This window comes from Mitsuaria sp. CC2 (assembly GCF_048957715.1).
Classification (GTDB): Bacteria; Pseudomonadota; Gammaproteobacteria; order Burkholderiales; family Burkholderiaceae_C; genus Roseateles.
This window is the reverse complement of sequence record NZ_JARVXN010000025.1, coordinates 13,029-37,214: the sequence shown is the minus strand read 5'-3', so window position 1 is coordinate 37,214 and position 24,186 is coordinate 13,029. Positions and strand designations below refer to the sequence as shown.

Genomic DNA, 24,186 nt, shown 5'->3' with positions numbered 1-24,186 from the left:
TTCGGCGAGGATGGAAATGCGACGGCCGGCGCTCATGCCCAGCCCTGTTCGGTCTTGATGGCGAGCAGCTCGGCCAGCAGCCAGCGACGACGGATCGAATACACGACCAGCGCGATCGCCGCCGCAGCCAGCGCGAGCACGACGCCGGAGAACGCCGAACTGAACACCGCCAGCGCCGCCTGGCCCTGACCGGCGGCGACGCTCTGCAGCGCCGGGCCGAGCGGCACCATCGTGGCGATCAGGCCCAGCAGCGGCGCAACGCGACCCAGCAGACGCGGCGCTTCCAGGCTGCGCACAATCTGCAGCTCCAGCGTCTCCAGGTTGCTGGTCGCATGCACCTTCAACTGGCGATAACCCGGCCGGCGCCGCTGCACGGCCTCCATCACCGTGGCGCCGGCCGTCCACAACGCGTAGACGAAGCCGAGAGCAACAAGGATCAGCACCGGCCACAACAGGGCCTGCGCGATGTGGGCGAATCCGGATTCGAGGAACATGGTCGTTGGGCTCAGTGCTGGGAAGAAGAATCGGCGCCGCCGAAGAACGCGGCGACGGCGCCCGGGTTCGACGGGAAGTAGTGGTGGACGTAGCTCGCGCGCAGCGAGCCGAAGTCGTACAAACGCTCGGCGGCACGGCCGGCGTTGGGGTTGGTCGCGGTGGCAATGGGGGACAGCGGCGTCTCCATCGCGGAGTAATGGAAGGTGTGCCCGCGCAACTCGCCCTCCGGCCAGGCCACGCTCTGCAAGCCAAGCGCCGCCATCCGCTTCTGCATCGCCGCACGGCCCGGCATCAAGGCAGCCATCGCATGGACGTTGCCGTCGACATCGCTCAACTCATCAAGCAGCACCAGCATCCCGCCGCACTCGGCGAGCAACGGCTTCGCCACCTCCAGATGCGCCTTCAACGCACCGAAGAAACGCGGATGCTCCCGCAGCGCTTGAGCATGCAGCTCCGGATAACCCCCAGGCAGCCACAACGCGTCGCAGGCGGGTAGGTCCTCGCCCGCAATCGGACTGAACTCGCACACCTCCGCACCCTGCTCACGCAGCAGGTCAAGATTCGCCGGGTAGATGAAGGAGAAACACGCGTCGTTCGCAACAGCAATGCGCTTTCCCTCCAGCGGGCGGTCGAGCAAGAGCCGGTCGGCCGGGGGCCCCTTTTCTCCATCTCCCTCCTTTGCTTGCCTACCGGCAAGCAAATTCCCTCCTTGAGTTACGAAAAGGGGCCCCCGGCCTCCCGCCTCCGATCCACTCTGGAAGAAGTCACCGCGCGCGCCGGCCTCCCAAACATCCGCCCACGCATCGAGTTGCTTGTCGATGTCCGGAAGCTCCAACGCCTGCACCAACCCCAGATGCCGCTCAGGCAATGAGAGCGCCGCATCACGTTTCAGCGCCGCAATCAACGGCAATTCCTCCGGCAATCCCTCGCCGACCATGCGCGCATGCACATCGCTGCCCACACGGTTGGCAATCACGCCAGCCACATGAATGTCATCGCGGAAACGCGCCAGTCCCGTCGCCAACGCCGCAAAGGTCTGCGCCATCGCAGCGGCATCCAGCACCACCATCACCGGCAACCCGAAGGTCGCCGCCAGATCCGCACTGCTGGGCTTGCCATCGAAAAGACCCATGACACCCTCGACAAGAATGAGGTCGGCACCCTCCGCCGCCCGGGCGAGCAGTTCCCTGCAATGCGCCTCGCCACCCATGAACAGGTCGAGCTGATAAACGGTATGGCCGCTCGCACGCGCCAGCACCATCGGATCCAGATAGTCGGGACCGGTCTTGAAAACGCGCACGCGCAGCCCGCGCCGGCGCGCCGCACGCGCAATCGCCGCGGTCACGCTCGTCTTGCCCTGGCCGGAAGCCGGAGCGCTGATCAGACAGGCAGGACAGGCAGTCATCGCGAGAGAAGGAGGATCAGGCGTTGGGTGATGGAGCCGGTGGCGCCGGTGGCGCTCATTCGTTGAGCGCAATCCAGCGCCCTTGCACCTTCAGGATGAGCAGGCGGTTGTGGAAGACCCGCTGCAACGCGTCGTGCGTGGCCGGATCGTGCGGCGAGCCCTCATGGACGATGCGGCCGCCGTCCATCACGACCAGCGTGTCGGCCTGCAAGGCGACATTGAGTTCATGCAGCACGCTCACGACCGCGCCGCCCGACGCGACGCGCTCGCGCACGATGCGGGCCCAGTCGCTCTGATGCGGCGGATCCAGGTGGGCGAGCGGCTCATCCATCAAGAGCACGCCGGCACGCACCGCCAACGCGCGCGCCAGCAGCACGCGCTGCCGCTCGCCGCCGGACAGGCTGCCCAACGCGCGGTCCTTCCAATCCCAGCTCTGCGTCTGTCGCATCGCGTGCTCGACCGCTTCGTGATCGGCGGCGCTTGCCGGCGCCAGCCACGGCTGATGCGGGAGACGGCCGAGCATGGTGATGTCGTAGGCGGTGAGGTCTTCGGAGGCCGCTTCGTTCTGGCCGAGCCACGCGATCTGCCGGGCACGTTGCTTCGCCGGCCATGCAGTCCATGGCTTGTCGTCGAGGATCAAGCTGCCGTCGAAGGGCAGCAATCCCGAGATCGCGCGCAGCAGCGTGGATTTGCCCGCACCGTTCGGACCGACAATCGCGGTCCACGCACGTGGCGCCACCGCGAGCGTCAACGCGTGAAGCACCGGCCGATGGCTCAGGGACAGCGACTTCAGGTCGATGCGCAGAGTCGGCACGTGCCCGAGATCGACGGCGTCCGCGTTCATCGCGAGCCTCCCATGCCGCCGAAGTGCGCCTTGCGCCGGTGCATCAGCCAGAGCAGATAACTGCCGCCGAGCAGCGCGGTGATGATGCCGACGGGCAGCTCCTGCGGTGCGATGACCCAGCGCGCGGCGATGTCGGCGGCGAGCAGCAGGGCGCCGCCCGTGAGCGCGGAGAGCAGCAGCAGCGCGCCGTGCGTGGTGGGTCCCCAGCTGCGCACGAGGTGGGGCGCGACCAGTCCGACGAAGGCGATGAGCCCGCACTGCGCGACCGCTGCGCCGGTGGCCAGCGAGAGCGTGGCGATGAGCACGAGCCGGATGAGCGTGAGGCGTTGTCCGAGCGAGCGGGCCGTGTCCTCGCCCAGCGTCAGCGCGTCCAAGGTGCGGCTGCAGCCGAGTGCGACGAGCAGGCAGGCGGCCATGGCGACGACCATGACCTGCACCGCGCTCCAGCCGACGTAGCCGGTGCTGCCGAGCATGAAGGCCTGCATCGCCCGCAGGATGTCGGGGTTCATCAGCGTGAGCAGCGCGGAGCCGGAGCCCAGCACGACGCCGACGACGACGCCGGCGAGCAGCAGGCGCAGGCTCTGGGTGACGCCGCGCGCGAGCACGAGGGTGAGCAGGACGGCGCCGATGGCGCCGGCGAAGGCCGCGCCGGTCATGCCGACGCGCAGCGCGAGGGCGGCGGCCGCGGGCGAGACGCCCATGACGAAGAGCAGGGTCGCGACGCCCAGCGAGGCGCCCGCCGAGCAGCCCAGCAGGTAGGGATCGGCGAGCGGGTTGCGGAACAGGCCCTGCGCGATCGCGCCGGCCAGCGCGAGCAGCGCGCCGGCGAGCCAGGCACCGAGGGAGCGCGGCGCGCGGATGTCCCAGAGGATCATGCGCATGGTGTCGCCGCCTTCGGTCCACGGGCTCCAGCCCATGCTGCCGATGGCCAGCCCCAGGGCGAGCAGCACGGCGCCGAGCAGCAGCAGCGCCGTCAGTTGCGCCGCGGTCTTGGCGGAGCGCAGGGAAGAAGCGCGCATCAGCGCATGCCCCCCGGCGGCGCGTTGAAGGGAACTGTGGGCAGCGGCACGGGACCGGCCGCCGCTTCGCGCAGGCAACGCGCCATCAGCGCCGCCGCTTCGGACATGCGAGGCCCGGGTCGTACGAGGACGTCGGACTCGGACGGGATCCAGACGCACAGGCGCTGGTGCTTGACCGCGCGGATCGCGGGCCAGCCGGGGCGCTGCGGCAGTCCGGCGGCGTTGCGCTGGCCGACCATGATGACCTGCGGGTCGGCACGGACGATGAATTCCGGGTTGAGCTTGGGGAAGGGACCGAGCTCGGACGGGATGATGTTCTTCGCGCCGAGCCGTGTCAGGATCTCGCCCATGAAGGAGGCGGTGCCCGCGCCGTAGGGGCCGGCGTCGACTTCGTAATAGACGCTCAGGCCGCGCGCGCCGGGCGGCAGTGTGGCGGCGCTCTGCGCGATGTGGCCGTCGATGCGGTTCCACAGGCGGCGCGCGTCGTCCTCCTTGCCGAGGATCTGCCCCACCTTGCCCAGCACGCGCTGGACGTCGTTCATGCTCTTGGGTTCGAGCGCGACGACCTTCAGCCCCAATCCTTCAAGGCGATCGATGACGCGCGCGGAAACGCCCAGCACGACGACGTCCGGCTTCAGCGCCACCAGCGCCTCGATGCTGGTGTCGTCGAGGCCCCCCAGGCGCGGCAGCTTCTGCACGCTCGCCGGGAAGTTGGAGAAGCGGTCCACGCCGACCACCTTGGCGCAGTCGCCGAGCTCGCAGATGGTCTCGGTCAGCGAAGGCAGCAGGCTGACGATGCGCCGCGGGACTTCGGGGAGCGTCACCGTGTGGCCGCGGTCGTCCTTCAACGTGATGGGCGCGGCGAGGGACGCCGTCGCGAGCACTCCCAGCAGCGCGCTGCCCACCGCGAACCTGATGGCACCCTGCATCCGGCGTTTCATCGACCTCATCCGTTGTTCTCCTCGTCGTCCAGCGTCTCGACCGGCCGTGTCCACGGTTGCCCCGCCACCATCAGGGTCAACTCGCCGCATTGCCGCGCGACGAGCTGGTTGAGCCATCCAAGTTCGTCCACATACGCGCGCACCTCGCGCCCCATCGGCATGACGCCCCAACCGACCTCGTTGGAAACGAAGACGACCGGCGAGGCCAACTGCGGCAGGAGACGCTGGAGGTCGGCGCATTCGCCGCGCCAGTTTTCGAGCCGCGGCGTGCCGTCCATCGGCATCAGCCAGTTCGTCAGCCACAGGGTCAGGCAGTCGACGACCACGAGCCGCGTGGGCGAGGAGGCCGCGCGGAGCGCCTCGCACAGGCGCAGCGGCGCCTCGACGGTGTCGAACCCCTCGGGCCGGTCGGCCTGGTGACGGGCGATGCGGTCGCGCATCTCGTCGTCATGGGCCTCGGCGGTCGCGACGACGGTGACCCGGTGCCCCGGCTTCCGCGCCCAGCGCAGCGCGAGGCGCTCCGCGTGGCGAGACTTGCCGCTGCGCTGGCCGCCGACGATGAGGTGATGAAGGGACATCCCGGTCTCCGTGTGACTGAAGGTCCGACCTTACAGCGACGGGGAGTAGCGCAGCATCACGAACCAGGTGCGCGGCGCCTGGTTGTAGTAGTTCGCCGTCTGGTAGGCACGGTCGAAGACGTTGTCCACGTTGAGCTGCACGCGCCACGCCTTCGCGAACGCGTACTGCGCGTCCACGTTGAGCAGGCCATAGCCGCCCAGGCGCGTCGTGTTGGCGGCGTCGTCGAAACGCTTGCCCGAGCCGACGAGGGTCGCGCCCAGCGTCCAGGCCTGCAGCGAGGTCTCGGCACGCAGGGTGCCGAAACGCTTGGCCCGACGCTGGAGCACGCGACCGGTGTTGGCGTCGGTCGGGTCGAGGAAGTCGACGGTGGCGCTGAGGTTCACCGGTCCCAGCGCCGCGCCGCCCTTCAGGCTGGTGCCCTTGAGCAGGGCGCGCGCGACGTTGCCGTAGCAGCCGGTCTTGGACGGACAGGTGCCCGCCGCGCCGAAGGCGATCAGGTCGGTGACGCGGTTGTGGAAGGTGGTGACGGCGAAGTCGAGATCGCCTTGCGCCCAGGCGAGTCCCGCCTCGCGGTTGTGCGCGCGCTCGGGGCGGAGTTCCTGCACGCCGGGCAGCGAGGTGGTGGGGCCGTAGACGCTGCCGCGCTGGTACAGCGTGGGGGCGCGGAAGGCGCTGCCCGCGGAGGCTGTGACGCGCCAGCCGCCGCCGAGCTTGAAGCCGGCCGCCAGATTGCCGGTGTCGACGTCGCCGAAGTCGCTGTCGTCGTCATGCCGGCCGTGGGCCTGCACGCTGAGCGCGCCGAAGTTGCCGAGGTAGCTCAGGCCGAGGGCGTTCTGGCTGCGTGTGCTTTCGCCGCCGCTGACCAGCGCGGTGTTGACCAGGCGATCCTCGCGACGCTCCAGCACGCCATTGAGCTGATGCCGTTCGTTGAAGCGGTAGAAGCCCTGCAGCGAGGCGTTGCGGATGCGCGTCTTCGTCAGGTAGGGCGCACTGGGCTTGGTCTCGTAGTTCTCTTCGGACTGGCCAGCCGACAGCTGCGTCGACAGGGCGTCGGACCACGTCGACTTCAGGTTGAGCTGCGCCGCCAGGGTCTCGGTGATGCCGCGGTCGTCGGCGTTCTTGCCGGCGTCATAGCCGGCGTCGCCGCGGCTCTTCAGGCCGACGAACTCCAGGCGCTGGCCGTCGGCGACGCGGCCGCCCAGGCGCAGGCTGCCGCTGTAGTTGCGCCAGCCGTCGCGGTCGGGGTTGTAGCTGGCGTTCGTCGTGCGCGAGTAGACGTTGAAGCCGGTGCCGCGGTCCATGGAGAGCGCGCCCGCGTAATCGAAGGCGCTGGAGCCGCCGTTGACGCCGACATCGGCCCTGACCTGGCCCAGGTTGCCGCCGCCCAGGCCGAGGTCGATCTGCGGCCGGCCCTGGCCCTTGCGCGTGAAGATCTGCACCACGCCGCCGATGGCGTCGGAGCCGTACAAGGCACTGGCGGGACCCTTGAGCACCTCGATGCGCTCGATCTGCGAGACGGGCAGGTTCTGCCAGCTCGCGCCGCCCGTGGACTGGCCGTCCACGCGCACGCCGTCGATCAGCACCACGGTGTGACGCGTCTCGGCGCCGCGCAGGTAAAGCGAGGTCGAGTTGCCAGGACCGCCGTTGCTGGTCATCTGCAGTCCGGCGACGTTGCGCAGCAGGGTGGCGATGTTGCCGAAGCCCTGGCGCTCGATGGTGTCGCGGTTGATGACGGTGAGGTCGGCGGCGACGTCGGACAGCTTCATCGGGCTGCGCGTGCCGGTCACGGTGACGTCGTCGAGCCGGCTGGCGGGGGCGCCCGGGGGGGAGGTGGAAGGCGAAGCGGGGGATGCGGATTGCGCGTACGCGACCGGGGAGAAGGACGAGAGCGCCACGAGCGTCGACAACGAGAGCGCCAACGGGGTGAAGACGGGCAGCGAGCGGGCACCAGTGCGCGCGCGCGAAACGAACGGAAGCATGAGGGACGGACCAACGACGGAATTCAGACGCCTGCTCACCCGCAGGGCTTCTGAGAAACGGCGTCGCCGGCTCGTCGTCGGGATCGTCCTCGTGACAGCTGGAAGCTCACGGAGGACGCGTCGCGATCGGCAGGAGACGCCACCTGTTGGCCGGTATCCGGGCTGGTGGCCGCTGCCTGTGTCCTTCCCAGCGCGCTCGCGCCAGTGGACATGGGGACAGGCAGTGCCGGCTGCCGCCCGGAGTTCCTTCGTCAGGATCCCGGGCGCGCGACCGGCGGCCACTTACCGTTGCGGGGACAGCTCAGGTTGGTTCGCGCATCGGGGATGCGACCGCTTCCTGATTCCCGTTTAACTGCACGGACGCAATGTCCGCGCGAGCACCAACGGCGCGCATTCTAGCGAGGTGCGGACGCCGTGGTGTCGCCACCCGTCGTGGGCCTGGGCTGCAGCGCGCCGTCCGGCGACTTCGGCACCTTGGGCTTCTTCTTCGGCGGCTTCTTCGGATCCTTGGGCTTGGGCTTCTTGGGATCCGCGGGTTTGGCCGGTTTCGTCGCGCGCTGACCAGGCAGGCGACCGTCGATGCCGGCGGCCTTGGGCGGCGTCTTCGCCGCCTGGCGATCGCGCTCACGCTCGCGCGCGGCGAGCTCGCGCGTCTCCTCGACCGTGCGCTTGCGCGCGGCGTCGGTCTCCTTGGGATCGACCTTGTCCTTCGGCAGTTCCGCGCGCCAACCCTGGCCGTCGGGACACGGCGTCTCCCGCAAGTCGTGACCCTCCGGGCCGCAACGGTAGAAGCCGAAAGTCTTCTCCTGCTGCGGGGGCGCTTTCGGCACGTCCTGCGCGTGCGCCGCGCCAGACATGAGGACCAGAACAGCAGTCATCAGCATCAGTGCGGCGCGCGCGGACATGTCAGTCTCCGGAGGTCGGGGGTGGGGCAGGGGGAATGGAAGCGGAACTTGCGGGGGCAGGTGTTGCCGTGCCGGCAACTGGGGCGCCAGCGGTCGGCGCGGCGCCGTCGGCACCGGGTTTCGGCGGCAGATTGGACGGTCTGGGAGGCTTGGGCCGCGGCGGCTTGGCATGCAGCAGGGCCACGGCCTTGGCCATGTCGCCGCCGGTCATCAGCTTGAAGGCCTCGAGCGACTTGCCGATGCTGTCCTCGACCGCCTGGCGCTCCGCAAGAGGCGGCTTGCGCAGCACGTAGCCGGCGACCTCGTCCCGGTGGCCCGGATGGCCGATGCCCAGGCGCAGACGCCAGAAGTTGCCGCTGCCGAGCTGGGCCTGCATGTCCTTCAGTCCGTTGTGGCCGGCGTTGCCGCCGCCCTGCTTGAGCTTGAATTCGCCGGGGGCGATCTCGAGCTCGTCGTGGATCGCGAGGATCTCCTCCGGCGCGATCTTGAAGAAGCGCGCGAGCGCCGCCACCGACTTGCCGGAGAGGTTCATGTAGGTCATCGGCTGCAGCAGCCAGATCGGACCCGGTGCGCCCGGCGCGTCGTTGACGCGGGCCACTAGGCCCGAGTACTTCGTGTCCAGCTGCGGCGAGGCCTTCAGACCGCGCGCCAGCGCGTCTATCCACCAGAAACCCGCGTTGTGCCGGGTGTCCTCGTATTCAGGGCCGGGATTGCCCAGGCCGACAAAGAGACGAATCATGGAGCGCGATTATCAGTGTCGAGCGCAAAAGCAGAAGGCCCCGCGAGCGGGGCCTTCTTCAGAGGGATTGCCCCGCAAGCGGGGCATCCTTCCAGGGGGATGCCACCCCGGAAGGGGGCATTCCACACTGCGGACACGCGCCTCGTCAGGCGCACGTCCGGAGAGGAAGAAATTACTTCTTCTTCTTTTTCTTGTCGTCGGCGGCCGGAGCGGCGGCCACGACGATGACTTCTTCCGCCGCGGCCGGGACCGGGGTGGCGACGACCGGGTTCGGCTTGCCGTGCGTGACGATCTTGATGTGATCGGCCAGCTTCAGGTCGTTCACGTGGATCGAGTGACCCATCGTCAGACCGCTCAGGTCGACTTCGATGAACTCGGGCAGCTGTTGCGCCAGGCAGGAGATTTCCAGCTGGGTCAGCACGTGGTTCACGGTGCCCTTGTCGGTCTTGACGGCCGGCGACTCGGCTTCACCGACGAAGTGCAGCGGCACCTTCTTGGTGATGCGGGTCGTGGCGTCGACGCGCTGGAAGTCCACGTGCAGCACTTGCTGCTTGTACGGGTGCATCTGGAAGTCACGCAGCAGCACTTGCGTGGTCTTGCCTTCCACTTCCATGTCGAGGATGGAGCTGTGGAAAGCTTCCTTCTTCATGGCGTGGTACAGGGCGTTGTGATCGACCTCGATGACGGCCGGCTCGCCGGCACCGTAGACGATGCCAGGAACCTTGCCAGCGTGACGCAGGCGGCGGCTCGCTCCGGTCCCCTGCAGCTTGCGCTCAAAAGCGACGAATTTCATATCAATCTCCAAGATGGACGGAGCGCCAGGATTGACGCTCCGGGTGAAGGCCCCGCGACCAGGTACCTTCGCGAAACGGCCGCTGTCCTCGCGAACAGCGGCCGGTACAGGAAGCGATCAGAAGTTGTTGTTCTGCTCGCTGAAGAGGGAGGTCACCGACTCACCGTCCGAAATGCGGCGGATGGTCTCGGCGAACAGGAAGGCGACCGACAGCTGGCGGATCTTGCCGCAGGCCTTGGCGGTTTCCGACAGCGGGATCGTGTTGGTGATGACGACCTCGTCCAGCATGGAACCGGCGATGCGCTCGATCGCCGGGCCCGACAGGATGGGGTGGGTGCAGTAGGCGAAGACGCTTCTGGCGCCGCGTTCCTTCAGCACTTCCGCCGCCTTCACCAGCGTGCCGGCCGTGTCGATCATGTCGTCCATGATCACGCAGTTGCGGCCGTCGATCTCGCCGATGACGTGCATGACTTCGGAGACGTTGGCCGACGGACGGCGCTTGTCGATGATCGCCAGGTCGCAACCGAGCTGCTTGGCCAGCGCGCGGGCGCGCACGACGCCGCCGACGTCGGGGCTGACCACGACCAGGTCGCTGTAGTTGCGGGCCTTCAGGTCCGACAGCAGCACCGGGGAGGCGTAGATGTTGTCGACCGGGATGTCGAAGAAGCCCTGGATCTGGTCCGCGTGCAGGTCCATCGTCAGGACGCGCTCGACGCCGACGGTCTCCAGCAGGTTGGCCACGACCTTGGCCGAGATCGGCACGCGCGTCGAACGCGGACGGCGATCCTGGCGCGCATAACCGAAGTAGGGGATCACGGCGGTGATGCGGCGCGCGCTGGCGCGCTTCATCGCATCGACCATGATCAGCAGTTCCATCAGGTTCTCGTTCGTCGGCGCGCAGGTGGGCTGGACGATGAACACGTCGCGGGCGCGGACGTTCTGCTGGATCTCTACAGCCACCTCACCGTCGGAAAAACGACCGACCACGGCCTTGCCGAGCTCGAGGCCCAGGTGCGTGGCGATTTCTTTGGAGAGGGTCGGGTTTGCGTTACCCGTGAAGAGGACGGTATTGAGCAGCACAGCGGGCCATCCTTAGACTTATGGCCCGGTGGCCAACCCAGCGGGTCCCGGATTGAAACTGAAAATTTGGCAGGGGAGGAAGGACTCGAACCCTCGCATGTCGGAATCAAAATCCGATGCCTTGACCAACTTGGCGACTCCCCTACACCGGACACTGTTCGTGGAACAGCACCCTACAACCTTCAATCTTCGGCCCAGCCCCGCAAAGGGTGAACCGACAGACTGCGACACATTCTTCCGACCCAACCTTCGGGGAGTTTTTCGAACTCGCCTTCCGGTGTCGCCTTGAGATTACTCTCCAGGCCGGAAACTGCATCTCTCTTTTCCGCTGCGATCTGCAATGCATTCAGCGAGGGTCGAACTATAGCAAAAACTGCACTGCCTGAGCCCGTCATACGAGAATTTTCGTAGCGGGCCTGCAACCATTCAAGCGCCTTCGATACTTCGTGGCTCACAGATTCCGCGGGAGGTTGCAGATCATTTCTGCCCCATCCTTCGTACAACTGCTGCACGGGTATTTCCAGCGTCTGGTGGTCGCGGCGAATACTGCTTTTCAGCGTATCGGTCCGTCCACCGCAGCTATTGACTTCGTTACTCTGAGATTCTGTTTCCAGAAGCTCTTTGCTGCGTCCGTCATTCGCTGCAGGAAAGCCCGCTACTATAGCCACGCTTTCTGATCTTTGCAACAGCGGGCTGGAAAAAATTTCCTTGGTGCCGATGCTCGCCGCCGGTTTGACGACCGCGAGCCGCAGCGCCGGGACCTCGATCGGGGTCAGCACCTCGCCGATGCCTTCGACGAAGGCATTGCGGCCGCCGACGAAGAAGGGCACGTCGGCGCCCAGCTTGAGCGCGATCGGCAGCAGCCGCTCGCGCGACCAGTTCAAACCCCACAGCCGGTTCAGCGCCAGCAGCGTGCTGGCCGCGTCCGACGACCCGCCACCCATGCCCGCGCCGGACGGCAGCCGCTTCTCGATGTGGATGTCCGCCCCGAAGGCGCAGCCGCTGGCCTGTCGCAACGCGCGCGCGGCGCGCAGGCACAGGTCGTCCTCGGGCAGTGCGTCGCCACGGTCGTGACGATGCAGGGCGCCGTCGTCGCGGCGCTCGAAGTGCAGCGTGTCGGCCCAGTCGATCAGAACGAACAGCGACTGCAGCAGGTGATAGCCGTCGGGCCGCTTGCCCACCACGTGCAGGAAGAGGTTGAGCTTGGCCGGCGCCGGGACGTCGTAGAGCGCCTTCAAGGGAGTCGCGGAAGAGGAGGGAGTCATGACAGGGACATCAGGGCGACGCCGGTGCGTCGAGTTTCAGGCGCAGCGTGGCCAGCGGTTCGGAGCCGTTCGGATTCATCCGCTGGGCGGAGATCAACTGCACGTCGAAGCGGCGCAGGTCGACCTGCCAGCCAAGCTGCTGGAAGCCCGACTCGCCTGCGGGCCGCGACGGCGCCTGCGGCCAGGGCCGTCCGCGCAGCCAGTCGAACAGCGCCTGCAGCGGCAGCGTCTCGCCGAGCAGTTCCTGCGTCAACGCGTCGATGTCGTCGTAGGCGCGGTCGCCGTCGGGCGTCTTCACCCAGGCCGAACCGGGCTGCCACGACACGCGCGCCACCAGGCTGCCCATGGGGGTGCTCATCTCCAGCTGGCCGCGGCGCGGATCGCCGAGCAGCTCGAAGTTGGCGTTGACGTTCTGTCCGCGCTGGCCGCCCGCGCCCGGCGGCACGATGAGCCCGAACTTGCCGGTCAGCCGCGGCGCGTCGGCGAGCGCGGCGCCATCCGCCCCGGTCGCCTTCGACAGCGAACTGCAGCCGGCGAGCGCGGTGACGCCGAGGAGTGCGAGCGCGCCCGCGCTGAACCGCCGCCGACGCATCAAGGACGGACCTGCAGACGTTGCATCGCCGATTGCAGCGCCTCATTGCCCGGATCGCGGCGCTTGGCGTCGGCGAAGACGCGGCGCGCCTCATCCTGCTGGCCGGCGGCCCAGAGCACCTCGCCCAGGTGGGCGGCGATCTCCGGATCCGGGCGCGAGCCGTAGGCCTGGCGCAGCAGCCGCTCGGCCTCGCCGAGGCGGCCCAGTCTGAACTCCACCCAGCCCATGCTGTCGACGATGAAGGGCTCGCCCGGCGCGAAGCTCAGCGCTTTCGAGATCAGGTCGCGCGCCTCCTGCAGCCGTTCGTTGCGATCGGCCAGCGCGTAGCCCAGCGCGTTGTACGCGTGGTAGTGCTGCGGCTTGAGCTGGATCACCTTCTGCAGCAGCGCTTCCATCTCCTGCGCGCGGCCCAGCTTCTCGGCCATCATCGACTGCTCGTAGAGCAGGTCGGCGTCCTCGGGCGCCTGCTTGGCCGCGGCGCCGAGCAGGTCGTAGGCGGCCTGCCACTGCTTGTTGTCGCGCAGCAGCTGCGACTCGGCGAGCGTGCGGGCGCGGCGGTCCTGCTCGCGATCGGCGGGCAGCTGGTGCAGCAGCTTGCGGCCTTCCTCGAGCTTGCCCTGGCGCGCCAGCAGCGAGGCGCGCCGGTAGGCGATGTCCAGGTTGCCCGGGGCCGCCTCGATGGCGGCCAGGCGCTTCTCGGCGGTCTTGAAGTCGCCGCGCATCTCGGCGGCCTGCGCCAGCAGCAACTGCCCCTGCTGGTTGGCTTCCCGCTCCCCCTTGTCCAGGCCGGCGGCGGCGATCGCGCGCTCGGCCAGCGGCGAGACGGCCGGCTTCTCGACCAGCTTCATGTAGCGCTGCAGCGCCTCCTCGGCGACGTCGGGATGCTGCAGGTCCAGTTCCAGCGAGCCCAGCGCCAGCCAGTGGCCGGCCTCGTCGGGCGACTGCTGCGTCAGCGTGCGGAACTCGCGCGCCGCGTCGCCGGGACGCTGGGCGCGGGCGAGCGCGCGGGCGTAGGCCAGTCGCAGCGACTGCTTGTCGGGCTTGGCCTGCAGCTCGGCGGTGATCAGCGCTTCGGCCTCGGGACGGCGCGGCAGCAGCTCCAGCGCCATCAGCAGCGGTTCCTCGCGGTCGGGGAAGTCCTTGGCGGCCGCGCGGACGTGGATCAGCGCGGTCTCGTAGCGGTCGGCCTTCTTGGCGAACTCGGCCAGCACCAGCAGCGAGGCGAAGCGGGTCTCGGGCTTCGCGGCGGTCTCGCGCAGCAGGGGCTCGAAGGCTTCCAGGACGCGGACCGGTTCCGGCGCGCGCTGGAACAGCGCGGGCAGCGCGGCGATCAGCGCGCCGCGGCCGTCGGCCGGCGTCATGGCGAGCAGCGAACGCAGCACCGGCGGGATCTCGGCGGGGCGGTTCAGCAGCGCCAGCAGCTGGATCTGCGTGCGGTGCGCTTCGACGGAGGTCGGGATGGCCTCGCGCCAGGCGCGGGCGGCGATGACGGCCTGATCGCCGGCGCGCGACTGCAGCGCGATCTGGACGACACGGCGGAAGAGTTCCTCGTCGCCGCTGCGGCGGGCGGCGTCGAGCAGCACCTGGAAGGCGACGCCGGGTTCGCCGCCCTGGAGCTCCATCTCGCCGATCAGCAGCTGATAGAACATCGGCGCGTCGAGGTCGGAATTGACCACGGGGGCGGAGGCGGCCGAGGCGGGTGCAGCGGGGGCGTCGGCGGCGGCCGGCGCGGACGGGGGCTGGGAGGGAGCGATCTGGGCGTGGGCGGCGCAGCTCAGGGCGAGGGCGGCGGAGAGCCACCAGCGGTGGCGCACAAGGGCGGACATGTCGTGACTCCTGAACTGGGCGGGAAGGCTCCCCGGGGCAAACCGTGGGCCGCGGACCATTCTAGGGACCCGGGAAGGAGGGCGCGCCTATGATTCCGGGATGCCCGAGTTACCGGAAGTTGAAGTTACACGACGAAGTTTTGCGCCGGCCATTGCCGGGGCGCGCGTGCTGGACGTGCGGCTGGGAAAGCCGCTGCGCTGGCCGCTGGGCGTCGCGGCCGACCGGCTGGTCGGCCGGCGCGTCGGCGAGGCCGTGCGGCGCGGCAAGTACATCTGGCTGCCGCTGCGGGCGACGGCCGAACAGCCCGGCCATGCCGACGAGGAAGAGGGCGGCCTGCTGCTGCACCTGGGCATGTCGGGGTCGCTGGCCTTCCGCGAGCAGCAGCCGCCGGCGGGGCCGCACGATCATTTCGAACTGGTGACCGACCGGGGCGTGCTGCGGCTGACCGATCCGCGTCGCTTCGGCGCGGTGGTGTGGTCGGACGGACTGGATGTCGAACCGGCCGCCAAGCTGCTGGGGCGCATCGGGCGGGAGCCTTTCGACATCGAGTTCCATGGGCCCTACCTGCATGACGGCTTCCGCGGCCGGCGCGTCGCGGTGAAGCAGGCGATCCTGGCCGGCGACGTGGTCGTGGGCGCGGGCAACATCTATGCGTGCGAGGCGCTGTTCATGGCGGGCGTCGACCCGCGCGCGCCGGCGGGCAAGCTCAGCAGGCCGCGCGCGGCGAAGCTGGCGGGCGCGCTGCGGCAGGTCCTGGGCGAGGCGCTGGAAGCCGGCGGCAGCACGCTGCGCGACTTCAAGGACGCGCACGGCGTGGCGGGGAGCTTCCAGATGCAGGCGCGGGTGTACGGCCGCGAGGGCGAGCCCTGCCGGACCTGCGGCACGCCGATCCGGCGCATCGTGCAGGGGCAGCGGTCGACCTTCTTCTGCCCGAGCTGCCAGAAACGATGACGCCCGATCCGCGAGCCGAGTTGCCAGCCTTGAAAGACCTGACCCCTGCGCAAGACCCCCCGCCGAAGGCCCCGATGACCGACGACGAACTGGACGCCCGCGTCGAGGGCGTGCGCGGCGATTTCGCGTCGCGGCTGCTGGCCTGGCAGCGCCGCGACGGCCGGCATGACCTGCCGTGGCAGAACACGCGCGATCCCTACCGCGTGTGGCTGTCGGAGATCATGCTGCAGCAGACGCAGGTGACGACGGTGCTGGGCTACTACCGGCGCTTCCTGGAGCGTTTCCCCGACGTGGCCGCGCTGGCCGCCGCGCCCAACGACGAGGTCATGGCCGCGTGGGCCGGACTCGGCTACTACAGCCGCGCGCGCAACCTGCACAAGTGCGCGCAGGCGGTCGTCGAGCGCCACGGCGGCGCCTTCCCGCGCAGCGCGGCGGTGCTGGCGGAGCTGCCCGGCATCGGCCGCTCGACGGCGGCGGCGATCTCGTCGTTCTGCTTCGACGAGCGGGTCGCCATCCTCGACGGCAACGTCAAGCGCGTGCTGGGCCGGCTGCTGGCCTTCGATGGCGACCTCGCCTCGACGGCGCAGGAGAAGCGGCTGTGGCGCCGCGCGGAGACGCTGCTGCCGGTGTCGCCCGCGGACATGCCGGCCTACACGCAGGGGATGATGGATCTGGGCGCGAGCCTGTGTTCGACGCGCAGCCCGCAGTGCCTGCTGTGCCCGGTGGCCTCGCTGTGCGCGGGGCTGGCGGAGGGCGACCCGACGCGGTATCCCATCAAGACGAAGAAGCTCAAGCGCGGCCAGCGGGAGAGCTGGTGGCTGTGGCTGGAGCACGAGGGCCGGATCTGGCTGCAGCAGCGGCCGGCGGAGGGCGTGTGGGGCGGGCTGTGGACGCTGCCGCTGTTCGACGACGAGGCCGCGCTGACGGCCCAGAGCGCGGCGCTGGGCGTGGCGGCGCCGGAGACGCTGCCGCGGGTGAAGCACGTGCTGACGCACTTCGACTGGCTGTTGCACCCGCGCCGCGCGCTGCTCCCGCGCGAGACCCGTCCGGCCGGAGACGGCGTGTGGGTCGCGCGGGAGCGGCTGGCGGCGTACGCGCTGCCGGCGCCGTTGAAGAAGCTGCTGGACTGATCAGCCCGGCGCGCCGGTGCCGGCGGGCCAATCGCGCTGCAGGAACTTGAAGTTCACCGTGTCCAGCTCGGCGATACGGAGGGACCGATTGAAGCGCTCCAGCTTCGAACGGATTGTCGTGATTGCCTGGCTGACGACGGCGTCAGCCTTGGCGCCCCCGCCCGCCGCCCGAAGCGCGCGGGCCTCGGCCTTCCGTGCCTCGGCCAGCAGGATTCCCAACGTGTGACGGACATAGCGCGCGTGCCCGCCCGCTCCCCCGACGGCGTCGGGCGCCGGCTTGTCGAACAGCTCGTCCCTGCATTTCTCGGCGGACTTGATGTCGTCAGACAGCTGCGACAACTCGACGCGCATCGGCGACCGGACGGTCGCGCGATCCTGCCTGGCGGCGGCCTTGGCCTGCTGGGACCCGGGGAACGGGATGTGGCGGACCAGCGCCTTGCGCGCGGACTTCGCGGTTCGCGCCAGATGCGAGAGCGCACTGTGCAGCACGGTGGACGGGGAGACCTTGCCGGGCGCGGACCGCCTGTGCAGGGGCGACGTCGTCGCGGGATGCAAGGCCGCGGTTGGCCGGTCGACGGGCGGGATGATCCCCTGGCGCGCCAGGAACTGGCGGACATAGGCGGTCCGCTTCTGGATCTCATTCACATGCTCGCCCATCCGATCGAGGCGACCGTCGTCGAGATCGCCGTGGGCCGCGTTGATGCGCAGCTGTGCCCCCTCGGCATAGTCATGGGCGGCGGCGACCTCAGGGTTGGAGAAGCGGGCGGATGGTCCGAGGCTGGCGAGCGCCGTGGTGAGCCGGTCGAGTTCCTGTTGGTCCGCGCAGAGGGCGGAACGGTGACTGGCAACGAGTTCCTGGGCATCGAGTTCGGCCGGAGCGTGATCGGTGACTGCATCGATGCGCGGATCGTGCCGGGGGGTCGTGGATCGAAGAACGGAGGGCATGTGGAGAGTCCTGGGCGATGGCGGCGGACAGGATGAGTTGCCCGCCGCAGCGGCAAGTTCGCCAGCGGCTGACATCACAGCGTCCAGTCCTCCGGCACCGCGAGCGGTGCACCGAACGGCAACCGGAATTGACGCGTCAACAGCTGATCGACCTCGTGCAGACCGTGGTCCAAGGTCTCCAGCCCTGCATTCAGTGGCTCGACATCACCTGCCTTCAGCAGGGAATGGCATTTGTTCATCATGGCTTGACCATGATCCACCAGGGCTTGAGCGCTGTCGCGGATCGTCGCGCGCGAAGAGTCGCCCAACGGCAGTTCCGGGATCAACGCGATGGCGACGCGGATGCGTTGCTCGGCCGTTTTCAGGCGCTCATGGGCGCGCACCAGCGCCTTGACGCGGAACTCCATGCCGATGATGTCCTCGAAGGGGTTGAGCGGGTCGAGCTTGGGTCGATCCGCCAGGCGCCTGCACGCATCGGACAGCTCGTTCAACTGCAGCCTCAGCGGGCTGTGCTGCGACAGCATCGGCAGGTCGCGCCTGACTTCCGCCAGAAGGTCGTTGACCCGCCGCAGTCGAACGATGCCTATGGGGGAAATCAGGCCTTCCCTGTGCGCTTCGGCGATGGCCGCCTCGTCGTCATCGAGTCGGCGGGCCCGGAGGGCTTGAAGCGCCTGGCAGGGGGTCAGAAGACCCCGGGCATGGGGCCGGTGCACCAGCTTGCCGGCCTGCCTGCGAAGCAGCCCCAGCAGCTGCGCCGGCTTGCGCAGCAGGACGTGGGGTCGGCCACCCCCGGCGTTCTTGAGGGAGTGACCGGGATCGCAGCCTCGGCCCAGGCGCGACGCGGGCGGCGCGTCTGATGCGTCGGGAATGGGAGAAGAAGATGCGGAGCGGAAGCTGGAGGAGAAGATGCGCATGGACGATCGGAAGACAGGACGGGAACCGGCGGGTGCCGGCTGCCGTCAGTCGAGCGAGGCTTGCGGTCGAGCCGCGTGAGCCGGCCGCACGGATGCGTGGGGCGCGGAGGCGGGCGCCCTCATCCGGGGTGGCGGGTTGGCGAATTCCAGGCAAGGTGTCCGCGGCTCGCGCTATGCTCGCGCGGTCGCCGCACAGCGGCTTGTCGAGACCCTCGAGGACACCATGTCGAACGCCGTCAAGCCGGGTCGCGCCGCGGCCATCAAGAGCGCACTGGAATCGGCCTTCATCGCGCTGCTGGCCAGCGGGGCGTGCCTGTGGTTCCTGATCAGCGAGACCCAGGCGTCCGACGACGGCGACCCGGCCAGGCTGACGATGTTCTCGATCGGACTGGGCGCGGCGCTGTGCGCGCACCTGGTCTACATGGCCATCGCGGCCAGGCGCGCGGAGCGCAGCCCCACGCTGTGGATGATCCTGATGCTGGTGCTGATGCCCTTCGCATCGGTGGTGCTGGGCATCCTGCTGTTCAACCAGGTGCAGGAGATCGAGCACCAGGCGGTCGAGCAAAGCTGAACATCGCGCTGCTGCTGACTCGCAGTTCGTGGGCACGGGCTGCCCAGCCGCGCACCCGCGCCTCGCGTCGTTCGAAGCGCTCTTCCAGTGTCGCGATCTGCGCTTCGAGCCCGGCGATGGTGGCCGGTCTGGCCCGACGCTGATGGGCATCGCGGCTGATGCGGTCGAGTTCTCCGATGACGGCGTCCAGCTGTTGACGCAGGTCCCGGAAATGCGACGGATAAGGTTCGCTCATCGCCTTCAACTGAATGGCCCGCTTGACCAGCAGGCCGATGGCCTCCAACGGGCGGTCGGCTGCGGGGCGCTCGGACCGGGGCGAGGCCTGCGCGTCGGATGAGGGTTCCAGGTCGGCGTGGACGCACGGCAACCAGCGGGAAGCGGAGAAAAGGAGGCAGGACATGCGGATCGATCGTGTCGAGTGAAAGCCGCTATGTCCCGCGCGGGTGGCGGTCGGTGCGTCGATGATCCGGAGGAACGGCACCGGTTTCCACGAGCGGGGGCCGACGTGCGGCGCGCCATGTCCGACGTTCAGCGCGCGTCCAGCTCCCGATGCCGCTTCAACACCTGGCCGTGGAAGGCGAACTGCTTGGCCAGCGTTTCGACGAGGTAGACCGAGCGATGCTGCCCGCCGGTGCAGCCGATGGCGACGGTCAGGTAGCTGCGCTGGTCCTGGGCGAAGTTCGGCAGCCACTGCGCGATGAAGGCGCCGATCTGGCTGAGCATCAGCCGGACCTCGGGCTGGCCTTCGAGATAGGACGCGACCGGCTCGTCGCGGCCGGTGAGCGGACGCAGTTCGCGGTCGTAATACGGGTTGGGCAGCACGCGCACGTCGAAGACGAAATCCGCGTCGCTGGGCACGCCGTGCTTGAAGGCGAAGGATTCGAACACCAGGGTCAGCGAGGATCCGCTGACATGCACCAGGTCGCGCAGCCAGGCGCGCAGCTGCGCCGGGCGCAGCTGGCTGCTGTCGATGACGGTGGACTCCATGCGCAGCGGCGTCAGCAGCTCGCGCTCCAGCGCGATGGCTTCCTGCAGCGCGCGGTGGGTGTCCGCGTCGCTGTTGCCGACCCGCAGCGGGTGCGGGCGGCGGGTTTCGGAGAAGCGGCGCAGCAGCGTGTCGTCATCGGCGTCCAGGAAAATGGCGCGCAGCGTGACACCTTCCTGGCGCATTTCCTTGATGTGCAGCAGCAGCTGCGGCAGCGAGCCCGCGCTGCGCACGTCCACCGCGATCGCGACCCGGCGCCAGCCGCGCTCGCGTTCGAGGTCCAGGAACTGCGGCAGCAGCTCGGGGGGCAGGTTGTCGACGCAGAAGAAGCCGGCGTCCTCGAGCGCGTGCATCGCGATCGATTTGCCGCCGCCGGACATGCCGGTGACGAGGACGACCTCGCCGCGCGGGGAGGAGACGGTGGGCGTGGCCTGGGGCGGGGGAACCGGAGCGGTGTGGGGAGCGCTCACGGCTTCACCTTTCTGTTGGACGTTGTGTTGGAGGAGGCGCTTGACGAGGCCTTGGACGACGGCTCGACCGGCGCGCCCTTGGCGGAGAGTTCCAGCATTTCCTGCGCGTGGGCGAGGGAGGTCGACGACAGCCGTTCGCCGCCGAGCATGCGGGCGATCTCGGCGGTGCGGGCCTCGCCGGCGATGGGGCGGACGTCGGAGTTGGTCTTGCCGTCCTTGAGCGCCTTGGCGACGAGGAAGTGGTGGTCCGCGCAGGCGGCGACCTGCGGCAGGTGGGTGACGGCGAGGACCTGCGCGCGCTGGCCGAGCTGCTTCATCAGCCGCCCCACAGTCTCCGCGACGGCGCCGCCGACACCGGCGTCGATCTCGTCGAAGATCAGGGTGCCGGCGCCGCTGTTCTGCTGGCTGGTCGTGACGGCGATGGCCAGCGCGATGCGGGACAGCTCGCCGCCGGAGGCGACCTTGGCCAGCGGGCGCGGGGTGGAACCGGCGTGGCCAGCGACGAGGAACTCGGCGGATTCCAGCCCGAAGCTCTGCGGCTCGTCCTGCGGCAGCAGCGCGACCTCGAAGCGGCCGCCGGACATGCCCAGCTGCTGCATCGCCTGCGAGACGGCGTCGGACAGCGTGGGCGCCGCCTTGGCGCGCGCGGTGCTGACGGACTTCGCTTCCTTCTGATAACGCTTCAGCGCGGCGGCTACCTTGGCCTGCAACGCGTCGAGGTCGGTGGCGGCGTCCAGCTGCGCGAGCTCCGCCTTCCATTCGACCAGCAGCGCGGCCATCTCGGCCGGCTGACGGCGGTAGCGGCGCGCGAGCGTGACCCAGGCGGACACGCGTTCGTCGAGCTGCTGGAGCCGGTCGGGGTCGAGGTCGGCGGCGTTCAGGTAAGAGCTGAGGCTGTGCGCCGCGTCCTGCAGCTGCGCCTGCGCGCCGAGCAGCGCGGTGACGGTGTCCTGCAGGCCGGCGTCGTAGCCCAGCACGTCCTGGAGCGCGGACAGCGCCTCGTCGGTCAGCGACTCTGCGTTGATCTCGGCTTCGGCGATGCGTTCGAGCGCGCCGCGGGCAGCGTCCATCAGCGACTGCGCGTGCGACAGGCGCTGGTGCTCGGCGTTCAACTCGTCCCACTCATCGGCGCCGGGCGCGAGGCGGCCGAGCTCGCCGATCTGCCAGCTCAGGCGTTCATGCTCGCGGGCGAGGTCGGCCTGTTTCGACTGCGCGGCGGCGAGTGCTTCGGTGGCCTGACGCCAGTCGGAGAAGGCGGCGGCCATTGGCTTGCCGTCGATCTGGGCGAAGTCGTCGAGCAGTGCGCGCACGCTGACGGGGCGGGTCAGGCCTTGCCAGGCGTGCTGGCCGTGGATGTCGAGCAGGTGCTCGGCCAGCTCGCGCAGCTGGGCGACGGTGGCGGTGCCGCCGTTGATCCAAGCGCGGCTCTTGCCTTGGGCGTCGATGACGCGGCGGAGCAGGAGGGATTCCTCGCCCGATTCGAAGCCGGCTTCTTCGAGCCAGGAGGCGAGGGCGGGGGGGCGGTCGAACTCGGCGGAGATTTCGGCGCGGGAGGCGCCTTCGCGGACGACGGCGGCGTCGCCGCGGGAGCCGAGGGCGAGCTGGAGGGCGTCGATGAGGATGGACTTGCCGGCGCCGGTTTCACCGGTGAGGGCGGAGAACCCGGCGGCGAAGTCGAGTTCGAGCGCCGGGACGATGACGAAGTCCTTGAGTTCGAGGCGGCGCAGCATCAGGTGTTGCCCTCGTTCCAGCGGAGCTTGCGGCGCAGGGTGGCGTAGTAGGACCAGCCGCTGGGGTGGAGGAAGGGGGCGCGGTGCTGGGAGCGGCGCACGGTGATGCAGTCGCCGTGGAGGAGGGAGGCGAGGGATTGCATGTCGAAGTTCACCGACGCGTCGCGGCCGGCGACGATGGTGAGGCGGACCTCGCCGTTGTCGGGCAGCACGATGGGGCGGTTGGAGAGGGCGTGGGAGGCGATGGGCAGGAGGACCCATCCGCCGATGCCGGGGTGGAGGATGGGGCCGCCGGCGGAAAGGGCGTAGGCGGTGGAGCCGGTGGGGGTGCCGACGATGACGCCGTCGGCGCGCATGTTGGCGACGAACTCGTCGCCGACGTCGACGCGCAGCTCGACCATGGCGGCGGTGGCGCCGCGGGAGACGACGACGTCGTTCAGGGCGACGCCGGAGAAGATCTGTTCCCCGTCGCGGATCACGGCGCCTTCGAGGAGGGAGCGGTGTTCGATCTCGAAGTCGCCGGCGAGGATGGGGGCGAGGGCGTCCTTGAACTGGTCGGCGGAGATGTCGGTGATGAAGCCGAGGCGTCCCTGGTTGATGCCCACGAGGGGGAGGTTGTACCGGGCCACCTGGCGGGCGAAGCCGAGCATGGTGCCGTCGCCGCCGACGACGATGGCGAGGTCGCACTGGGCGCCGAGTTCGGCGTGGGAGAGGCCGGGGAGGGCGGTGATGCCGGTGCTGTCGGCGGTTTCCTGTTCGAGGGAAACATCCAATCCCTGGGAGGCGACAAAATCGGCAATCTCTTCCAGGATGGGCCGGATGCCCCTGGACTGGGGTTTCCCGACGATGGCCACGTGGCGGAAGCGCTTGGACATGGCGGGAATTACACCACAGCGATGTGCTGGGACCGGGGGTGCGGAGGGGGTGCCGGCGCCGGGTTCTTTAGAATGAAAAACATGCTCGACGATCGCGCGAAGACACTGCTGAAGGCTCTGGTGGAGCGGTACATCGCCGACGGTTCGCCGGTGGGGTCGCGCACGCTGTCCAAGGCGTCGGGGCTGGAGCTGAGTCCGGCGACCATCCGCAACGTGATGGCGGACCTGGAGGAGCTGGGTCTGATCGCCAGCCCGCACACCAGCGCGGGGCGGATTCCGACGGCGCGGGGCTACCGGCTGTTCGTGGACACCTTGCTGACGGCCAAGCCGGGCGGGGTGCGGGAGGGGGCGGGCAGCTTCGAGAGCCAGTTGTTGCCTGACCAGCCGCAGAAGGTGATTGCCAACGCGGCGCAGCTGCTGAGCAGCCTGTCGAGTTTCGTGGGGGTGGTCACGTCGCCGCGCAAGACGGCGGTGTTCCACCACATCGAGTTCCTGAAGCTGGGGGACCGGCGGGTGCTGGTGATCATGGTGTCGCCGGCGGGGGATGTGCAGAACCGGCTGGTGTTCACCGCGCAAGACCTGACCCAGTCGGACCTGACGGAGGCCAGCAACCGGCTGAACGCGCACTACTCGGGGCTGAGCCTGGATGTGGTGCGGGACCGCTTGAGGTCGGAGGTGGATCAGCTGCGCGGGGAGATCGCCAAGCTCATGAGCGCGGCGGTGGACGTCGGGCAGCAGGGGGTGACGGAGCACGAGCCGATGATCCTCTCGGGGGAGAGGAACCTGCTGACGGTGCAGGACTTCAGCCACGACATGGGGAGCCTGCGGCGGATGTTCGACATGTTCGAGCAGAAGACGCAGCTGATGCGGCTGCTGGATGTGTCGAGCCGGGCGGAGGGTGTGCGGATCTACATCGGCGGGGAGAGCCAGGTCGTGCCGGTGGAGGAGCTCTCCATCGTGTCCGCGCCGTACGAGGTGGACGGGGAGGTGGTCGGGACGCTGGGCGTCATCGGACCGACCCGGATGGCCTACGACCGCATGATCGAGATCGTCGACATCACGTCGAGGATGGTGAGCAACGCGTTGTCGCAGAAGTGAGCCGGGCGGCGGAGGCCGCAAGCATGCTTACAATCCGCCCCTCCGGTGCAACGC

General features: G+C 69.2%; 24 protein-coding genes, 1 tRNA gene and 1 riboswitch. Of the genes, 4 read left to right on the top strand and 21 right to left on the bottom strand.

Annotated features, from left to right (window positions below):
* Positions 1-32 precede the first annotated feature (32 nt).
* The 15 genes from PV762_RS17715 to PV762_RS17645 all read right to left on the bottom strand — a co-directional run bounded on the left by PV762_RS17715 (position 33) and on the right by PV762_RS17645 (position 14,462).
* Positions 33-494, bottom strand: a complete 462-nt coding sequence (locus tag PV762_RS17715) for a hypothetical protein (RefSeq protein WP_421036323.1) — start codon at positions 492-494, stop codon at positions 33-35.
* Between the two features lie 11 nt (positions 495-505).
* A complete protein-coding gene (locus tag PV762_RS17710; RefSeq protein ID WP_421036322.1) occupies positions 506-1,900 on the bottom strand; it encodes a cobyrinate a,c-diamide synthase in 1,395 nt (464 codons plus the stop codon).
* A 55-nt stretch (positions 1,901-1,955) separates the two neighbouring features.
* On the bottom strand, positions 1,956-2,744 hold the full coding sequence (locus tag PV762_RS17705) for an ABC transporter ATP-binding protein (RefSeq protein ID WP_421036321.1): 789 nt from the start codon (positions 2,742-2,744) through the stop codon (positions 1,956-1,958).
* A complete protein-coding gene (locus tag PV762_RS17700) occupies positions 2,741-3,763 on the bottom strand; it encodes a FecCD family ABC transporter permease (RefSeq protein ID WP_421036320.1) in 1,023 nt (340 codons plus the stop codon). The genes PV762_RS17705 and PV762_RS17700 overlap by 4 nt, the downstream gene beginning before the upstream one ends.
* Positions 3,763-4,713 (bottom strand): ABC transporter substrate-binding protein, encoded by a 951-nt coding sequence (locus tag PV762_RS17695; RefSeq protein ID WP_421036319.1) that lies wholly within the window; start codon positions 4,711-4,713, stop codon positions 3,763-3,765. The genes PV762_RS17700 and PV762_RS17695 overlap by 1 nt, the downstream gene beginning before the upstream one ends.
* On the bottom strand, positions 4,710-5,282 hold the full coding sequence (gene cobU, locus PV762_RS17690) for a bifunctional adenosylcobinamide kinase/adenosylcobinamide-phosphate guanylyltransferase (protein WP_421036318.1): 573 nt from the start codon (positions 5,280-5,282) through the stop codon (positions 4,710-4,712). Before cobU ends, PV762_RS17695 begins: the two co-directional genes overlap by 4 nt.
* A gap of 30 nt (positions 5,283-5,312) precedes the next feature.
* Positions 5,313-7,262, bottom strand: coding sequence for a TonB-dependent receptor domain-containing protein (locus tag PV762_RS17685; protein WP_421036317.1), 1,950 nt, complete (start codon positions 7,260-7,262; stop codon positions 5,313-5,315).
* A 130-nt stretch (positions 7,263-7,392) separates the two neighbouring features.
* Positions 7,393-7,662: riboswitch (cobalamin riboswitch) on the bottom strand.
* Positions 7,658-8,167, bottom strand: coding sequence for a hypothetical protein (locus tag PV762_RS17680; RefSeq protein ID WP_421036316.1), 510 nt, complete (start codon positions 8,165-8,167; stop codon positions 7,658-7,660). (Overlaps the previous riboswitch by 5 nt.)
* A gap of 1 nt (position 8,168) precedes the next feature.
* Entirely contained in the window at positions 8,169-8,906 is a 738-nt protein-coding gene (pth, locus tag PV762_RS17675) for an aminoacyl-tRNA hydrolase (RefSeq protein ID WP_421036315.1), read from the bottom strand.
* Between the two features lie 172 nt (positions 8,907-9,078).
* Positions 9,079-9,699: a 50S ribosomal protein L25/general stress protein Ctc gene (locus PV762_RS17670; protein ID WP_421036313.1), complete on the bottom strand. Its 621-nt coding sequence runs from the start codon at positions 9,697-9,699 to the stop codon at positions 9,079-9,081.
* Between the two features lie 117 nt (positions 9,700-9,816).
* The gene (locus PV762_RS17665; protein ID WP_088408386.1) at positions 9,817-10,779 is read right to left on the bottom strand and encodes a ribose-phosphate pyrophosphokinase; all 963 of its coding nucleotides are present in this window, start codon (positions 10,777-10,779) and stop codon (positions 9,817-9,819) included.
* Positions 10,780-10,846: 67 nt separating this feature from the next.
* Positions 10,847-10,923, bottom strand: a tRNA-Gln gene (locus tag PV762_RS17660).
* Positions 10,924-10,961: 38 nt separating this feature from the next.
* Positions 10,962-12,044, bottom strand: coding sequence for a 4-(cytidine 5'-diphospho)-2-C-methyl-D-erythritol kinase (gene ispE / locus PV762_RS17655; protein ID WP_421036312.1), 1,083 nt, complete (start codon positions 12,042-12,044; stop codon positions 10,962-10,964).
* A 10-nt stretch (positions 12,045-12,054) separates the two neighbouring features.
* Positions 12,055-12,636 carry a lipoprotein insertase outer membrane protein LolB gene (locus tag PV762_RS17650; RefSeq protein WP_421036311.1) on the bottom strand — a complete coding sequence of 194 codons (582 nt, stop codon included), beginning with the start codon at positions 12,634-12,636 and terminating at the stop codon, positions 12,055-12,057.
* On the bottom strand, positions 12,636-14,462 hold the full coding sequence (locus tag PV762_RS17645) for a tetratricopeptide repeat protein (protein ID WP_421036310.1): 1,827 nt from the start codon (positions 14,460-14,462) through the stop codon (positions 12,636-12,638). Before PV762_RS17645 ends, PV762_RS17650 begins: the two co-directional genes overlap by 1 nt.
* 100 nt (positions 14,463-14,562) lie before the next feature.
* Between PV762_RS17645 and mutM the strand changes: the two genes are divergently transcribed.
* Positions 14,563-15,414 (top strand): bifunctional DNA-formamidopyrimidine glycosylase/DNA-(apurinic or apyrimidinic site) lyase, encoded by an 852-nt coding sequence (mutM, locus tag PV762_RS17640; RefSeq protein WP_421036309.1) that lies wholly within the window; start codon positions 14,563-14,565, stop codon positions 15,412-15,414.
* A 38-nt stretch (positions 15,415-15,452) separates the two neighbouring features.
* Positions 15,453-16,544, top strand: coding sequence for an A/G-specific adenine glycosylase (mutY, locus tag PV762_RS17635; RefSeq protein ID WP_421036326.1), 1,092 nt, complete (start codon positions 15,453-15,455; stop codon positions 16,542-16,544).
* On the opposite strand, the gene PV762_RS17630 is transcribed toward mutY, so the two are convergent.
* The gene (locus tag PV762_RS17630) at positions 16,545-17,489 is read right to left on the bottom strand and encodes a hypothetical protein (RefSeq protein ID WP_421036307.1); all 945 of its coding nucleotides are present in this window, start codon (positions 17,487-17,489) and stop codon (positions 16,545-16,547) included.
* 74 nt (positions 17,490-17,563) lie between these two features.
* Positions 17,564-18,403, bottom strand: a complete 840-nt coding sequence (locus tag PV762_RS17625) for a hypothetical protein (RefSeq protein ID WP_421036306.1) — start codon at positions 18,401-18,403, stop codon at positions 17,564-17,566.
* 223 nt (positions 18,404-18,626) lie between these two features.
* Here PV762_RS17625 and PV762_RS17620 point away from each other — a divergent pair, with 223 nt between their 5' ends.
* Positions 18,627-18,974: a hypothetical protein gene (locus PV762_RS17620; RefSeq protein WP_421036305.1), complete on the top strand. Its 348-nt coding sequence runs from the start codon at positions 18,627-18,629 to the stop codon at positions 18,972-18,974.
* Here PV762_RS17620 and PV762_RS17615 read toward each other — a convergent pair.
* Genes PV762_RS17615 through PV762_RS17600 form a run of 4 tightly spaced genes read right to left on the bottom strand, consistent with a single transcriptional unit; the run spans position 18,928 to position 23,034 of the window.
* On the bottom strand, positions 18,928-19,455 hold the full coding sequence (locus PV762_RS17615; RefSeq protein ID WP_421036304.1) for a hypothetical protein: 528 nt from the start codon (positions 19,453-19,455) through the stop codon (positions 18,928-18,930). The genes PV762_RS17620 and PV762_RS17615 overlap by 47 nt on opposite strands.
* Before the next feature lie 47 nt (positions 19,456-19,502).
* Complete coding sequence (gene rapZ, locus PV762_RS17610; protein ID WP_421036303.1) at positions 19,503-20,429, bottom strand: RNase adapter RapZ; 927 nt, start codon at positions 20,427-20,429, stop codon at positions 19,503-19,505.
* A complete protein-coding gene (recN, locus tag PV762_RS17605) occupies positions 20,426-22,159 on the bottom strand; it encodes a DNA repair protein RecN (RefSeq protein WP_421036302.1) in 1,734 nt (577 codons plus the stop codon). The genes rapZ and recN overlap by 4 nt, the downstream gene beginning before the upstream one ends.
* On the bottom strand, positions 22,159-23,034 hold the full coding sequence (locus PV762_RS17600) for an NAD kinase (protein ID WP_421036301.1): 876 nt from the start codon (positions 23,032-23,034) through the stop codon (positions 22,159-22,161). Before PV762_RS17600 ends, recN begins: the two co-directional genes overlap by 1 nt.
* 81 nt (positions 23,035-23,115) lie before the next feature.
* On the opposite strand from PV762_RS17600, the gene hrcA reads away from it, so the two are divergent.
* Positions 23,116-24,132, top strand: coding sequence for a heat-inducible transcriptional repressor HrcA (gene hrcA, locus PV762_RS17595; RefSeq protein ID WP_421036300.1), 1,017 nt, complete (start codon positions 23,116-23,118; stop codon positions 24,130-24,132).
* Positions 24,133-24,186: the final 54 nt, after the last annotated feature.